This window comes from Actinomycetaceae bacterium MB13-C1-2, from assembly GCA_035621235.1.
In the GTDB taxonomy this organism is placed as follows: domain Bacteria; phylum Actinomycetota; class Actinomycetes; order Actinomycetales; family Actinomycetaceae; genus Scrofimicrobium.
Window position 1 is genome coordinate 233,953 of sequence record CP141731.1, and the last position, 15,587, is coordinate 249,539.

At 57.1% G+C, this 15,587-nt stretch carries 13 protein-coding genes; 6 read left to right on the top strand and 7 right to left on the bottom strand.

Going from position 1 to position 15,587, the window contains the following annotated elements; translation table 11 throughout:
- Positions 1–95: 95 nt before the first annotated feature.
- Together U6G28_00915 and U6G28_00920 are read right to left on the bottom strand one after the other, a co-directional pair.
- Positions 96–752: a LuxR C-terminal-related transcriptional regulator gene (locus U6G28_00915; protein ID WRS30287.1), complete on the bottom strand. Its 657-nt coding sequence runs from the start codon at positions 750–752 to the stop codon at positions 96–98.
- The gene (locus U6G28_00920) at positions 709–2,481 is read right to left on the bottom strand and encodes a hypothetical protein (protein ID WRS30288.1); all 1,773 of its coding nucleotides are present in this window, start codon (positions 2,479–2,481) and stop codon (positions 709–711) included. Before U6G28_00920 ends, U6G28_00915 begins: the two co-directional genes overlap by 44 nt.
- A 372-nt stretch (positions 2,482–2,853) precedes the next feature.
- Here U6G28_00920 and U6G28_00925 point away from each other — a divergent pair, with 372 nt between their 5' ends.
- From U6G28_00925 to U6G28_00940, 4 genes are read left to right on the top strand one after another with little or no spacing between them, the layout of a single operon-like run.
- Positions 2,854–3,702 carry an ABC transporter ATP-binding protein gene (locus tag U6G28_00925; protein ID WRS30289.1) on the top strand — a complete coding sequence of 283 codons (849 nt, stop codon included), beginning with the start codon at positions 2,854–2,856 and terminating at the stop codon, positions 3,700–3,702.
- Positions 3,699–4,511 (top strand): ABC transporter permease, encoded by an 813-nt coding sequence (locus U6G28_00930; protein WRS30290.1) that lies wholly within the window; start codon positions 3,699–3,701, stop codon positions 4,509–4,511. The genes U6G28_00925 and U6G28_00930 overlap by 4 nt, the downstream gene beginning before the upstream one ends.
- Entirely contained in the window at positions 4,498–5,595 is a 1,098-nt protein-coding gene (locus tag U6G28_00935; GenBank protein ID WRS30291.1) for a sensor histidine kinase, read from the top strand. Before U6G28_00930 ends, U6G28_00935 begins: the two co-directional genes overlap by 14 nt.
- Positions 5,592–6,212 carry a response regulator transcription factor gene (locus tag U6G28_00940; protein WRS30292.1) on the top strand — a complete coding sequence of 207 codons (621 nt, stop codon included), beginning with the start codon at positions 5,592–5,594 and terminating at the stop codon, positions 6,210–6,212. The genes U6G28_00935 and U6G28_00940 overlap by 4 nt, the downstream gene beginning before the upstream one ends.
- A 52-nt stretch (positions 6,213–6,264) precedes the next feature.
- Here U6G28_00940 and U6G28_00945 read toward each other — a convergent pair whose 3' ends face one another.
- Entirely contained in the window at positions 6,265–7,815 is a 1,551-nt protein-coding gene (locus tag U6G28_00945; GenBank protein WRS30293.1) for an MFS transporter, read from the bottom strand.
- 97 nt (positions 7,816–7,912) lie between these two features.
- Between U6G28_00945 and U6G28_00950 the strand changes: the two genes are divergently transcribed.
- On the top strand, positions 7,913–8,608 hold the full coding sequence (locus U6G28_00950; GenBank protein WRS30294.1) for a TetR/AcrR family transcriptional regulator: 696 nt from the start codon (positions 7,913–7,915) through the stop codon (positions 8,606–8,608).
- Positions 8,609–8,737: 129 nt separating this feature from the next.
- On the opposite strand, the gene U6G28_00955 is transcribed toward U6G28_00950, so the two are convergent.
- From U6G28_00955 to U6G28_00970, 4 genes are all read right to left on the bottom strand, one after another.
- Positions 8,738–10,117: a PAS domain-containing protein gene (locus tag U6G28_00955; protein WRS30295.1), complete on the bottom strand. Its 1,380-nt coding sequence runs from the start codon at positions 10,115–10,117 to the stop codon at positions 8,738–8,740.
- A complete protein-coding gene (locus U6G28_00960) occupies positions 10,114–11,475 on the bottom strand; it encodes a hypothetical protein (protein WRS30296.1) in 1,362 nt (453 codons plus the stop codon). The genes U6G28_00955 and U6G28_00960 overlap by 4 nt, the downstream gene beginning before the upstream one ends.
- 368 nt (positions 11,476–11,843) lie before the next feature.
- Complete coding sequence (locus U6G28_00965) at positions 11,844–12,725, bottom strand: aminoglycoside phosphotransferase family protein (protein ID WRS30297.1); 882 nt, start codon at positions 12,723–12,725, stop codon at positions 11,844–11,846.
- A 312-nt stretch (positions 12,726–13,037) separates the two neighbouring features.
- Positions 13,038–13,400 carry a metalloregulator ArsR/SmtB family transcription factor gene (locus U6G28_00970; GenBank protein ID WRS30298.1) on the bottom strand — a complete coding sequence of 121 codons (363 nt, stop codon included), beginning with the start codon at positions 13,398–13,400 and terminating at the stop codon, positions 13,038–13,040.
- Positions 13,401–13,473: 73 nt separating this feature from the next.
- On the opposite strand from U6G28_00970, the gene U6G28_00975 reads away from it, so the two are divergent.
- A complete protein-coding gene (locus U6G28_00975) occupies positions 13,474–15,519 on the top strand; it encodes a heavy metal translocating P-type ATPase (GenBank protein ID WRS30299.1) in 2,046 nt (681 codons plus the stop codon).
- The last annotated feature ends 68 nt before the right edge of the window (positions 15,520–15,587 follow it).

Genomic DNA, 15,587 nt, shown 5'->3' on the forward strand with positions numbered 1-15,587 from the left:
ACTGACTCAGATCAGTTTGTGAGGATGCGGATACGGGGTTGGTTCCCGGTCGAATTTCGACCGGGAACCAACCCCGATTTGTTACTCGTCCACTGCTACACGCCGGCCTCGTCATCGCCGTCGCGAGGGCCGAAAAATCCGAGTCTATAGGCAGCGTCAACCGCCTCGTGACGGTCTGCCACCTCAAGCTTGCGGTAGATCGATTTGAGCTGATTACGAAGGGTACCGATGACGACAAATCGCTGCCTCGCGATTTCCGAGTTCGAAAGTCCCTTCCGTAGCATGTTCAGAATTTCGAGTTCACTACGTGTCAGAGCGGGACGTTTGGACCAGATGAACGGCCTGGGGTCATTCCGCATCGCGCTCAGAGCATCCGGAAGTCCCCCGCTGAGATCCTGTTCGACCGCTGAAATAAGCTCATCAGCGATTTCAGGGGGGACGAACCGGAACGCGAACCGCATCAGCCTTGGCGCTCGGTAGGAACGCCATGCCATCTGTAAAACATTCTGTGCGGCACCGAGGCTTCTCTGACTGCACAGAGACGCGGCCTGAAGGACCATCGCGAGCACCTCAAAACGAGGCATCATCGGTTTCTTCAGCAGACGGTCCGTGATCTCCACGGCACGTTCGTGCTCACCCCTCCACTGGTACCAGATAACTCGACCCAAAGAAGAAAAAACGTCTTCTGAGTCGAGTTGTCGGGCCAACTCACAGGCCCTGGTCTGTGCCCCGAGACTGACGTAACAGACCATTGCACCTAGGGCAACAAAGCTGCTGGGAGTCCCCCCCCCCCCCCCAGAGAAAACTACTACGCTCCACTGCCGCGTCGACCTGCGATACAAGTAGTTCCTGTGGGTCCGCGATTCCTCGAACTAGCAGTACCAGTCCGTCAATCGCGGACCGTGAAGGCAGCGGATCTGGGTGATTGATTATCGCTCGCAAACGTGAAACAGCCACCTGATCATCCGCATCCTCCAAATCGCGAAGAGCCACCGCGTTACTGATCGGATCATCGGGATGCGGAGGTTTCGAGCCCGATAGCGATGTGAACCCACCCAGATCCATCTGAGTGGCGGCGCAGACTCGTTCCATTGGCATTATCCGATCCGAGGGGTTTCCAACCGTCACGATCGAGTTCGCAAGCGTTAGCGCATCTTCGTGGCGATCGAGTTGGATCGCCACCCAATACGACAAATAGAGCTGACCGGATAGAGCCTGACGGGCATCTTTATCTACGTCTTCTGATGAGGGGTCAAAGTCACCCAACAGTTCAAGCACGTGATCTAGGAATCGCCCGGCAAGAAGTCGATCGCCCCCGGAGACGGCCCCAAACGCGACCATTGAGGCCCTAGCGAACTCGTCAAACAACCCTGTTGCTTTCCGCATCGCAACGGATCTAGCAGCCCGCAACGAACGTGCTTTCGTTGCTTCGGTATTTCCAAGCTCCCAGGTTTGTATCTCTGAGAAGAGGATTGCGAGCGCCGGGTAGTTAGAGAAGTCAGAGACCGTTTCCGAGAGGAGTCTGGCACAGTCCGGGGAGGCGAACAGCAGCAGTCGACGCAGTCTGCGTTCCGCGAGGCGTTCCGCCTCAATCAGGCGTCCGAGCATTAGCAAGGCTCGCGCTTCACCAAGTATCGAACCGCGGTCCACCTCGGCTCTTAGTCCAGCTTCGAGAACAGAACGCTGTTCCTCTTTCGATGCCGTCTCTTGCATCATTTTCCAGGCATCCGGTGCCCACCTGAGAGCGTCTTCTCCCGATTCGTCATCAACGACCTCATCGAAGACTGGCCAGGCAGACATTCTGGCGTAGCAGTAACGGATATCAATGTCCGAGGCAACACTTGCTAACAGCGCTTCAGTCACTATCGGTAGTCCGCCCGCTGCGACCAGTGCTCGACCCGCCCCCGACTCCATAAACCCCGGATTATCACGGAAGCTCTTGTAGCACAGCGCACTTGAGGACAATTCACTTATCACCCTTGAGTAACCAGTCGAACGAGCACGTATCCTCGCGACATCACGACCAACGATCCACGGGCAACCGCGCATTGACTCAGGCAGAACGAACATGTCGAGAACTGCGCTGTCTGCGACCAGATGAGCGGCAATTTGCTCAAGTTCAGCCCGATCGAAAGCGAGGTGACGCTCATCGAGAACCGTTGCCAAAGGGATTATCGATACTGGTACGCAGTAGCAAGCAACCACCACTGATCCAACTTCGGCTATCGCGAGGATCTGCTCCCATAGCGCCGGGTTTTCGCTCAGCGCGCTTTCAATACCATCGATCAGGTACACCGTGTCTTTCGGCGCCCCTTTAAGTTGTTCAATCTCAGCGACAACTTTGTGTAGCTTATGTAGGCCGTGAACCCACTCCGTCTTGTCATCTCCAACGGTCTCGGCGCACTGCATCATCCAGATGGTTTTTCCCCAGCCGGGGGCCGATGCAAGTACCGTGAGCGGGGGAAGATCGCTCCAGAACACACCAAATTTTGAGCGGTGAATAACCGAATCACATGGATTGACCTGAGCCAACAGTTCCTGCCCAAAGTTGTTCTTCAGTAGATTCCCCTCCCCAACGCGACGAACTCAACCACAGAGTTCTCGAACGCGAGAGTTTTTTGTCGTCGTTGACATGCAGCCCTCGTACGCACCAATAACTAACGGTTCAAAACAGTAGGCGATGGGAGACACATATAGGGGACATTCCAAATGTTTATCCCCTGGATTTATCCCCATTGGGAAACGAGGCTCGACGCGCGAGAGAGAACCAGACTCGTCAATCAGCCGATCGGCCGATGTGGCCCACCAACCGACGAATACCCCGCATCCCAATGCTTTAGCATGCTTAGTCTCATGGATCTGATAACCGTGCGCGACCTGCGCAAAAGATATAAACAGCACGATGCTATCGATGGGATTACCTTTAGTGTCAGTGAGGGTGAGTGTGTTGCACTTCTTGGTCCCAACGGTGCTGGGAAGACGACCACAATCGAGATCCTTGAAGGATTTCGAAGCCCCAGTTCAGGGGCAGTGAGTGTCCTCGGAGAGAACCCGCGAAGCGGCGGTCCACAGTGGAGAAATCGCGTCGGAGTCGTCCTGCAGTCGACTTTCGAGGCCAGTTCGCTCACGGTCAGAGAGGAGCTGAAACTCGCTCAGGCTTCATACTCGAACCCGCGCACAGTCGATGAAACATTGCATATGGTTGGACTTGAGACCAAAGATAGGGCGCGCGTTGCTCAACTTTCAGGAGGCCAGAGGCGCAGATTAGATGTTGCCCTGGGAATCATCGGCCGCCCCGAGCTACTGTTCTTGGACGAACCAACAACCGGATTCGACCCGAGTGCCCGCAGGAGCTTCCAAAACATGCTTGCCTCCTTGCATCAACGGGGACTGACCATCGTGCTAACCACACACTACTTGGCCGAGGCGGCGGTCCTGGCAGACCGAGTCCTTGTTCTGTCCAATGGTCACGTCATTGCCGAAGGGGCTCCAGAGGACCTGGGCGGCCAGGCAGCTCACACGCCCAGAGTCACCTGGTATGACCCAGCAAGCGGCCAGACCCGAACCGAGGTCACTGCCACCCCGACGGCCCTGATAGAAAATCTCGCCGCAAAGCTCGGCGAAATCCCCGAACTACAAGTGATTCGACCGACCCTGGAAGAGGTTTACCTGGAACTGATCGCGAAGGACGAGGCGGCATGAGCGCACTACCAAGTACGCCGCTGGTTGCGGCGCGTCGAGTTCCCTTCGAATTGCTGTCGTTTGCGCGCGAGGTGTCCTCGTTATTCTTCAACTTTGCCTATCCGACGCTCATGTACCTGATCTTTGTTGGGAGTGGGGTGTTCTCGGATGGACTGGAGCGGACCGATTTTGGGATGAACCAGTTTTTCCTCCCTGGAATGGTGGCTACGGGTGTCATCTTGGCGACAACCCAAGAACTGGGGATGCGAGTGGTTGAGGAACGCGAAACCTCTCTACTAAAACGACTGCGCACGACCCCTACAACCGCCTTGGCTTACGTGCTTGGAAAACTGGGCCAGGTGGGCATCTTGGCGCTGGCGCAAACTACGCTCTTGATGACCGTTGCTACGCTCGGCTTTGGCGCGACGCTGCCCGACTCACCCAGGAAGTGGGGAATATTCATTTCCACATTGCTACTGGGCATCGCATGCGGGGCTGCCCTTGGTTTCGGACTGTCTGTCCTCTTACCGACTGTGCGCTCAGCCAACGGCGTTATCGTTCCAACAGTGCTGGTGCTCCAGTTCTTCTCCGGGGTGTTCTTTCCTTTTGACAGTCTGCCGGGATGGATGCAAACAGTCGCGAGTGTCTTTCCCTTGCGCTGGCTGGCTTCGGGAATGAGGGCGGCGCTATTTCCTGACTACATGGCACAGATGGAGCCGTCCGGTAGCTTTGACGTCGCCGTAGGATTGGTGGTGTTGTCCGCCTGGACCGTCGTATCCATCGTGATTGCGGTCCGCTTTTTCCGTTGGGTACCCCATGAGCAAAGTTGAGTCCGAGAAATGGTATTGGACGGCGCCGCTGGTCGGACTCGGCGTGGCAGTCGTTCTTTTGGCCGCGTTCACGAACGCACCTAACGCTGTACTCACGGGCGTTAGTGTCTTAGTCCTCTTACTCGCGTGGGCATTGCTAGTACTGTCCCGGAATGCTTCGCTTGGCACAGGAAAACCAGAGAGCCTCTTCCCTGTTGCCGTTGTTGTCTCCATGGGTCTTGGGATCATGGGGAGCGAGTGGATGCAGATGCTACTTTTTGTCTGCTATCCCCTCGTTTTCATTGTGTCCAGACGACTGCTGACGGGTGTCATCTGGGCGTGGGCGCTCACAGCGGCAGTCGCTATCGGACTCCTGTACGACGGGACGGCGACTTGGGAGGTCCTTTGGTACTCCCTGGTCGTTGGCTCGTTTGCAACCGCAATGGGCGTCTGGATCAGCAGGATCTGGGAGTGGGGAGTCGAGCGCGAAAGAATGCGCTCTGAACTAGCGTCCTCCCAAGAACAACTTCTTACGGTAACCGGGCAACAGGCGACACAAGCGGAACGGGAGCGGATCGCGCGCGAGGTGCATGACACCCTGGCGCAGGGCTACGTGGCGATTATTGCCCTAGCCCAGAGTCCGGGTACACGCCCACAGATCGAGCTGGTAGCCAGAGAAAACCTTGCTGAAGCCCGGGCGCTAATCAATGCATGGCGTTCTCCCGCCTTGGAAGATCGAGATCTAACCGAGGCGTTATCACGTCTTGCTGCCAGTAGCTATGCAAACTTTGAGGGAGGGGCCGAAGGCGTACCTGTCGAGATTGAGACGTCACTCTACCGCGCGGCAGGCGAAGCGTTGCATAACGTTAGGCGGCACGCGGGCGCGAGCAATGTCCTCGTCCAACTGGAGGAAGACTCCGAGGCGTACATACTGCGGGTCAGTGACGACGGTGTCGGGATGGGCGAGGCGGCAGAGGGAAATGGACTATCGGGCATGAGGGAGCGAGCGGCCATGCTGGGAGGGAGCGTGGCGATCACATCGGGAAACGGGACGACCGTGTGCATCCGCATCCCGAAAGAGGCTCCACTGCGGGAGGCGACATGATTCAGGTGATGGTGGTCGATGACCATCCGGTTGTCCGAGCGGGAATAGTCGCGATGGTCCAAAGTGACCCTGAAATCGTCGTGAGCGGTGAGGCCGGGAACGGCGTCGAGGCATTGGACCTGTTGGAAGATGTCGAGGTAGACGTGGTTTTGACAGATCTGAGGATGCCGCAAATGGACGGAGTCTCACTTACCGCTGCCCTCGCGACGCGAGCCGAACTGCCGCGCGTGGTTGTACTGACAACCTATGATTCAGACGCCGAAATTCTGCGGGCGGTCGAGGCTGGTGCGGTCGGATATCTCCTCAAGGACGCTCCGAAGGAACAGATTATTGAGGGAGTTCGGGCTGCGGCCGCCGGCCATGCCTCGTTGTCGCCACGTGTTGCGGCGGCGCTGGTGGCTAGAGTCCGGGCGCCGGAGGCGGCCACCCTAACGGTGCGTGAAACCGAGGTGTTAGAACTTGTTGCGTCGGGGGCGACGAACTCTCAGATTGCTCGCGGTCTCGGAGTTTCACTCGGGACGGTGAAGGCACATTTGGAGCACTCGTACACGAAGCTCGATGCGCGGGATCGGGCTTCGGCGGTGGCGAAAGCGATCGCGGCTGGGATAATCCGATAGCAGGGGCAGATCCCTGATCGAGCCTCGATGCCCGGCTTCGGAGTGTCGTGTTCTAGGAAGCTTTAGCGGCGCGATCGACGCCCCACGCCATAAGCAATCCCAAGGCCAAGACCATCGCCGAGGTGAGCACCGCGGAAGCACAGGCCGCTGCGGCGCCAGCCGACGCGTCAATCCCAATCCCCGTTCCCGCTCCAGTCAGCGATAGTCCAAGCGCTGCGGCAAGAACCGACCCGCCGATAGTCGACCCCAGTGCAGTTCCGAGTTGTCGGACAGTTGACTGTGTCGCTGACCCAATACCGGATTCATCGGCTGGAACATCGTGCAGGATTGTCGACGTCAGTTGAGCCGAAGCGAGACCAAGCCCGACACCATAAGGGACAAGAACGAGCGCGACCCATGGCCCGGCCCACTGCTGGTGTAGAGCGAGCGCCGTCATCAAAGTGCCGACGATCTCCAGGCCCAAACCAAGCAGGACCACTCGAGTCGCGCCCATGCGGACGGCTAGGTGTCTCGCTGCGGCGCCTGAGAGGAACGCCCCGGCGGCCATGGAAGCCAGGACAGCCCCGGAAGACAGAGGACTGAGTCCGAGCCCGGAAACCAGGTAGAGGGGAAGCACAAACAGAAGAGAGAACTCGCCGATCGCCACAAGACCGGCCGTGATGTTCCCTAGGGTGAAGGTGCGGAGCCGGAACAGCGAAAGGTCCAGTAGTGCAGGTTTGCCAACCTTTTGACGGTGTTTTTGCCAAACGACAAATCCCACTAGGATCACCGCGCCCGCACCGATGGCAACCGGGACTGCAGAAACCGGGGCTGCCGGGCCCCAAGTTAGACTTCCGAGAACCAACGTGCCCGTCGGAGTCCACCAGCCCAGCGAGTTAGCCTCAATGAGCCCGAACACGATTGCTCCGAAGCCAAGGGCGCTCATCACTGCGCCGATTGGGTCTGCGCCGCCCCCACCCTCATTCGAGCGGGTCTCGTCAACATAAACTAACGCACCCACGAAGACCATGAGTCCCAAGGGCACGTTCACCCAGAAAATCCACGGCCATTGCAGGAACTGCGTGATGGCACCTCCGACGAGGGGTCCGAGGGCTGCCGACCCCGACATCACTGCGCCCCACACCCCGAAGGCCGCTGCGCGGTCACGGCCTCGAAACGTGGCATTAACCGTCGAAAGGGTGGAGGGAAGAACCATGGATCCGCCAATGCCCTGCACCACCCGAGAGACGAGGAGCGGACCAATGGATGAGGAAAGGGCAGCCATCACTGAACCAGCGACGAAGGTCGCAACTCCTATCAGCATGAGACGACGACGACCCGTTGCGTCCCCAAGTCTGCCCATCGACAGAAGCAAAGCTGCGAAAACAACCGAGTAAAGACTCGTAATCCACTGTGCATCTGCGATGTTGAGTCCCAGATCCGTCACGATTATCGGCATTGATACCGCGACGATCGTACCATCCAAAACGACTAAACCCAGTCCCAAGGCAAGTATCCATAACCCGACCCACTGGCGCCGCGTTGCTCCACTGCGGTGATCCCGTAGCACCGGATCTGCGGTCGTGTAAGACTTCGTTCCGACCGCACCGCCATCTGTAGACATGCTAGCCCTCGATCTTTGCGACACCATGTCGCTAACTGACACCAACATATCTAGTCAGCGCTGGGCGTGACAAGATGGATACGGAAGTGTCGCTAAGTTGCCCCGACGCGAGTTCAGCGAGCATCCGGGAGAGCGCTACTCCCGAAGTCAACGAGGCATCACCAGAAATCCCGAAGGCCGCACAGAAGGGCAGATGACTATGCCGAGGATCCAAGCTGCGACGGTGGCCGAACACCACGCGAACGTCGAAGCGCGCCTGATTGATGCCGCCGAGTCTTTGCTCCGCGCCGATCCTCATTCGCAACTCACTGCAGGAAAAGTATCTGGGCAAGCTGGGATCGCTCGGACTAGTATCTATCGCTACGTCGAGTCCGTTGATGACCTGGTCGGACTGGTCATCGCCCGCCATCTTCCGACATGGATCCAAGCTGTCAACGATGCTACGACCTCGGCGGGGTCCGATCCCATTGACAACCTGGTTGCCTGGACCGGGGCGAACATAGAACAAGCCGCCCTAACCGGTCACGCTTGGCTGATGGAGGCGGCAAGGGCCAGGCCGTCGCGTCACTCGGAGGAAGCTTCACGCGGAGCCCACGGGGCCCTGGAGATGAGTTTATTGGCCCTGTGGAAGCGAATAGTTGGCGATGAAGAGCAACGAAAGGCCGCGACACTAATAACCAACGGGATCATCGAAAGCGGGTTTCGCCTGTTGGAAGGCGGAATGGACCCGGACATCGTCTGTGAAGTGTCGTGCCGAGCTGTCCGTGGCCTCGCCCTCGAAATGACTGACTAGCTGTCGGGTATTCCGAAGGCACTCACCCACAACGAATAACCTCACCAGACGAATAATCCGAGTTGTCGTCCAGCTCATAGCAAAGCGGACGCAGGGCTACGTTCGCTCTACCGACACATCACGCTTGTACTATTTGGACCCCGGAGAAGAAAGTTGGAGGGCCCCGTAGGCCACCATCGGCAGAGGCTCAGCCAGACCTGACAGGTCAACTCCCTGAAGAACCGTGTAAAAGGCAGCCGTCAGTTCAGCCAACGACGCCACGTGAGAATGTAGCAAGTCTTGTTGATAGTCGATCTGCCGGATTATGCCAGACAACTGGCCTTCCAAACCTCGACGCGCAATCGCAAGCCCCCAGGCCGCGAGGAATCCTCTAACCCGCTGAATTGCCGCGTTTGCTTCATCCAACCTATCGCCGACTTGGATGAGTTCAGTCTGTAGCTCCTTTAGCCCAGCGGCTAGCAGGTCTGTATCGCGCATCATTGTGTGGCAGAGTAGCGGAACATTCTGCAACGAGCTCGGACCCCCAAGCGCACCCTGAGCTTCGGCCGCAAAAGAAAGCACCATCTCGTTGTGCAGGCTACTCAATCCGATGTCGAACCGCGCTTTTCGAATCTTACGATCCACGTCTGCCAGCGGTTGCACGGTGGCTTCCAGAGGTAATACTGCACGCGCCGTCCACTCGCGTACGGCCTGTGAACTATTGACAATCGCCTTGGGAAGCCCCGGGGTGTTCAGACACGATTGCTCGGCGTCGTTCGCAAGCCGAATCAGGTCTTGGCGCACTGTGTCGGTGCGTGAGAGAACCTCGTTTATGTTTCCAGAAATCTGTTCCAGCTGTCCCAGTTTTCCCAAGAGGTCCTGGATGTGAAGCTTTAGCATCTGAGCTCCACCAACCACAGCACCGAGCGGAGACTCAGCGTCGGCCACAATGTTCGGCGCGGTAGAGAGTTCCTCTCTTCGCATTACCTCAGCGGGCAATGCCGCCCACATGAAATCCTCAAATGAGGCAAATCCTGCCCGACGAAGCCCCTCTCCCAAGTCCTCTTTCCCAGCAATCGCAACTTCAGGTCGATGCCCACCACGAGCAAGCGCCTCAAGTTCGAGGCGGCGCGTTCCAGAATAGAGTTCCTTGGAAGCCTCCCACAGCGGGTCGTTCACCGGCCGAGTTCGCACCGAGAGGAATCCTCCTTGAACGGGAGTAACCGTGGCGAAAACCCAATAAAAACGACCGTCTTTGGCGAGGTTCTTCACGTAAGCCGCGATCGGTTCGCCCGCCAGCAACCTATCCCACATGATTCGAAAGACGCCCGCTGGCATGTCATTGTGCCGGATCAGGTTATGGGGAGCTCCCATCAACTCGTCGAACCCGAACCTAGCTATGTCCGAGAATGTCTGGTTTGCCCCGGTGATAATGCCTTTCACGTCAGTGGTGGAGAAAAAAATCTGGCGAACGCCGACGATTCTCTCGGTATCAGTCTGACCACCCTCCGGGAAACGTAACTCGCTCAACCGCGTTCGTCCCCTAGACTGCCTGCCGATCCCCACGGAACTGAGGTTCTCCCTAGATCAGAACGATCTGGCTCATATCGTCCCCTCGTAAAAGATTGGAGATCGAAATAAAGCGAGGTTTCTTCATCGCTGTGACCAGGAATTGGTTCTAGGTAGTCGCTCTCGTCTTTGAAGTCATCTTCGACCCCGGCCATTAGGCCCTCAAGCGCCATTCGCGCGGCTACTTCCCGATAGAGAGGTGGTGTCACTACCGGCTTGGATTCTACAGACGTCACCATTTGCCGCCATGAAGTAGGTTCTTCGGCCGCGGTGGAGTTAAGAAGTGGTGCTGCCGTATCGACCCTATTGATCGATGCAACCTGATCACTTGCAAGTATGAGCCTGTACTCGCAATTCCCGCCAGCGGTACGAGAAAGCCTTAGCTCTGCCCCGATCTGGGAAGCAATTACACTTGCGGTCGCAATCGCCCGGCAAGCCGGATCATCGCGCATCTCGAAACTGTGGGCGTGTGCGGCTTTATCAAGTTGGACAAAATAGGCCTCTTCCACGTGCGCGCCCCGCGTATGTGCTTCAAATACGGGCCTACCGTCACTCATATCGACGGTAAGTAGTGACCGCCCAAATCGATTGGCTAACGCGAGCGCCTCAAGGATCTCGGCCAAAAGAAGGCGCACAGGACGCGTCACTGAAGGCACAATGACCGGGTCCTGCAACACGGTAAGTTGGATGTTCTCCACCGTCATGTTGCTCTGCATGGCGAGCCTGGCAAGGGTGGAGGCAGGAATCGGGTCCGTGCCCGAATCCAGAAGGATCCCTTCTGTTGCCAAAGCCGCCTCAGCCTGAAACGATACGCGTGAACTCAACTGGCGCATACCGTAGATGTTGAATATCAGGTCGGCGTCGATGGTGAGTTCTTCCATCTTGTCCAAAAGTTCTTCCTGTTGGGCTGCGAGATCTGAGATCGCAACGGCAACATTGCGTAGCGCCACGTCACTTCTGTCTGTATGCCCCTGAGTGTCCGCGGGTGAGATCGCGACCGGCGCTGCTCCGGCTACCAAATCTTGCCAAGTCGCTGTTTCAGGCTCCGCGAGCGCAGCGTCACCTTTGCTCGTCGCCACTTGTGTGTCTGGAGGCGAGACCGTGACCGGTGTCGCCCCGGATACCAGATCTTGCCAAGTCGTTGTTTCAGGCTCATCTTTCTCAGCAGTTTGGGCGGGTGTTGTCCCGTCACTGGAGGCCGCCCGAGGTTTCTTTTTGAGCACCTGCCAGATCTTGTAGACGACCCACACCAGAAGCACCCCCGCAATCGCCGCTCCCACAGCGATCAAAGTGGTTCCCCACACAGTCGTCGGCCACATAGCCAGTTCCTTCCCTAGGTACTCCAAGATTACTCAGCATCCGACCATTCGGAAAGTTCAATCCGGCATGGATCTATCCTACGAACGTCCTATATACCTTTTGTCTGGCCTGCTTGCTACACGTTCTGGACCCCGGCGAGATCTAGGCCCTCGCGACGGCTATCCGTTACAGCGAGTGCACCACCACTCATAGCAGGTACGAGGCGAGTGCCGTCGTCAGTCGAGCAATCCGGAAGAATTCGTCCCGAGTGCGCAAGGCAGACGTCCAACTGGACATATGCCCAGCCTGCGCGTTCTGTCCACCTTTTATACCCGGGCATATTCGGCTGTACCCGGGCATAATCGGCTGTACCCGGGCATATCCGCGCTTACCGGGTTTGAGTCAAGGTGGCCATCATCGTACTGAGGTTGGTCTTGGCAAAGTCCGGCACCTCAGTGTCCGCGTGCCCGCGATACTTGGTCTCCACAGCCATAACCAGAGCGAGGTATAGGGAATACAACGAGCGTCGGATCTTCTGAGGCCCGTTGAGCTTCGTTATTCCCATACCGCGCATGAAATTGGTCGGATCGCCAAAGTCTGGGATATCGATGCCGGTCAGTCCTGCCTCCATTAGAGGATCGCCGAAAATGGCTCGTTCGTGGTCGAGGATCGCGACGATTTTACCGTCCTTAATCATCGAGTTCTTCGCCCAGAGATCTAGCTCAACGAGTTGCGGGACTGTCACTTCATCAAGTACCTCGGCATTTTCAGCGACGACCTTTATGATCCTCTCGTACTCGCACCCAACATCAACCCCGGCACGTCGTCCATCGTCCACGGTCTCGTCGATTAGCGCGACAAACGCTTCGCGCCAGGAGGCATAGCCGAGACCAAGCAGCGGTCCAAACTGCTCGCCTGTTACAGAGTTAATCTCTCGGTTGAGCGCACCGAGCGCTTCGTTGCCTGCGGCAACCACCTCTGGGGCGAGGAGACCCGCATCAGCCGCCAGGCCGAAGTTCTCGGCATCGATAAACTCCATGAAGAAGTAGTCAGCGTCAATGAGGTCGCCAGCGAGATCTGCGAAGTCGACTCTGGGGACTGGAACATTGGTGCGCTCTTCAATGAGCCGCATTGCTTCTAGTTCAGTGCGCATCATGCCGATCTCGCGGGTGAGCACTGGAGTGTCCGCTGGAGGGGCTATCTTAAGGACAACTTGTCTCTGATCCGCAAGCGTGAGCCTATAGGCAACGTTGAACCATCCTTCTGTCATTTCAACTGCGAAATCATCGAAGGTCGGCGCCGTAAGCTCTCTCGATCATCTTCCGAAGCACATCTGGACTCTGGCGGTTCTTTGTTGTGCTTTCCACCACAACATCGTAACAGCGGGGAAATGGACTCCCGCGCGGAGGTCGGCATCTCTAACATGCTCGATCAGGCGGAACGCTGCGTGCGGGCATCGCTGCAGTGACGCGGAGAATTAGGTTCGGCCCCCGAGGACCTGATCTTGATGATCAATGTGGCTCTAGACGAGCAGAGGGCCATGATTCAGAGGGCTGACGTATCGTCGAAGTTCAAATCGAACCTAGCTATGGTTCGCCTCAACCGCCGAATATTCCGCAAAGCCCGGCATATGAGAGGCGTGCGAAACAGCTTGAGTGAGCAGGTCGTGAACGTGGTCATCGAACAGCTGGTAATAGACATTGCGTCCCTCCCTCGTGCCAACGACGAGGTTCAGGTGACGGAGTAGCCGCAAGTGGTTAGAGACTGCCGCCTGCCCAGCATCCAACCGCTCACACAATGAAGTCACGGTCGCAGGTCCATTCTGCAGGGCATTCAAGATGCGAAGCCTCAACGGCGAGGCGAGCGCACGCATTATCTCCGATAGACGGATGGCATCCTCTTCACTCAGTTCTTGAGTGACCTCCCTTTGCGCTGCCTGATCCATGCGAACCACTCTACAACGCACGCGGTACAACAGAATGTCTATATATCAGAATATAATGATGTATGGTTTCTGTATGACCAAGCTAGAACATGACGAAACTGCACCTGATCACCGTCACGGCAAAGGCTTTTCCAACATTGAACTATGGTTCGCAATCCTCGCCGGTATCACTTACGGCGCAGGGATGTTAGCGGGGTACGTGTTCAAGCTGCCTCTGGTCGGCGTGCCACTTGCATTCTTCCTAGCCACTTACTTTTTCGGTGGCTTCTTTACTTTCAAAGAGGCTATTGCATCGACGCTAAAGGGCAGGTTTGAAGTCGACTTCTTGATGCTGGTCGCCGCCATCGGGGCCGCCGCAATCGGTATGTGGGCAGAAGGGGCAGTTCTTTTGTTCCTCTTCTCGCTAGGTCACGCGCTTGAGGAATTTGCGTTGGGCAGAGCAAGCCGATCCATTGAGGCATTGGCTGAGTTGGCGCCGCGAACCGCGCTGGTTCGTCGAGAAGCAGACGAGACCGTCGAGATACCGGTTGAAGAACTTCAAATTGGCGACACTGTCGTGGTCCGCCCGAACTCAAGGATTCCAGCGGATGGTTTCGTAGTCGCGGGATTCTCGGCGGTCGACCAGTCCGCGGTAACCGGGGAGTCGATGCCAGTTGAGAAGGAACCCGTGACCAGGGTTGGTAGAGCCGAAGCCAACCTAGATGCCCTACCAGCATCTAACAAGGTCTTTGCTGGAACAGTGAACGGGAGTGGCGTACTAGAAGTACGCGTATCCGCGACCGCGGCCGACTCAACACTCTCTCGCGTTGTGCGACTGGTTGCGGAAACGGACCAAACAGCGTCACGAACCCAACTCTTCATTGAGCGTTTCCAACGATGGTATGTACCAGCGGTAATAGTCGGGGTAGTAGCAACCCTGCTGATTTCCTGGTTGGTTCTAAACAACTCATTCAGCGATGCTTTCTATTTAGCAATGACGATCTTGGTCGCCGCCAGCCCCTGCGCTCTGGCGATTGCCACTCCGGCTGCGGTGCTTTCAGGTATCGCTCGCGCCGCCCGCGCCGGTGTGCTTATCAAAGGTGGTGCCCCACTAGAAACGCTTGGGAGAATCCAAGCAATGGCGTTTGACAAGACTGGGACCCTCACGTGGGGCACTCCCTCAGTAGACACAATCTGGCCAACCCTAGGAGCGGAGGGAGAACAACTCGTTCCCGTCCTGCTCGCAGTGGAGTCCCTCAGCGACCACCCTCTCGCGACCGCAATCACTCGCGATCTCAGTAGCCAAGTACCAGTAGACAAGCGACTGGTTGCTACCGACCTCAACTCTGTTACAGGTCGAGGTCTCGCAGCGGTGATCGATGGTAAAACTGTCGAAGCCGGCAACCTACGTATGTTCACTGAACTCGGGGCGCGGCTCCCGGATCACCTCCGGGAGGGTTACTCGTTTATCCATGAACGCGGGCAAACAGCAATGCTTGTTCGGTACGACAATCAGTTCCTCGGAGTCGTCGGGGTAATCGATAAGGCTCGTGGCGAATCCGTCGAAGTAATGAGCGCATTGCGAGCGGCAGGGGTCAAGAAGATGATCATGATCTCTGGTGACAGTCAACAAGTTGCCGATGCCGTGGGCCGTGAAGTTGGTGTCGACCAAGTGATCGGCGGCCTACTTCCCGAAGACAAAGTCACGGAAATAAGCGAGCTGACACACGATTACGCCCCGATCGCTATGGTCGGAGACGGCGTCAATGATGCTCCAGCGATGGCAAAAGCTGATGTTGCGATAGCGATGGGAGCCGCCGGTTCAGCCGTTGCCTTGGAAACCTGCGACATTGCGCTAATGAGTGACGATTTGGGAAGAGTCCCATTTGCGGTTCGTCTCAGCCGTGCCACTAGCCGAATCATCGCAGAGAACCTGATTGTCAGCCTCCTGGTCGTTGTCTTCCTTATCGTCATGACTTTCTTCGGACTGAACATCGGACTCGTCGTTCTCATTCACGAAGGCTCAACGTTGGTGGTCGTCTCCAACGCCCTTCGCTTGCTCAACTTTGAGCGCGGCAAAGAACACTACGGGATCACCCATGAAGAAAACCCCCTTTACACAAATGCAGCCAAGGAATAGGCGTCGCGCAAAACTGGCTCTTCCGGTGGGGTCATGGGGGCAGAAGTCATTCCGGTGGAAGCCAGGGC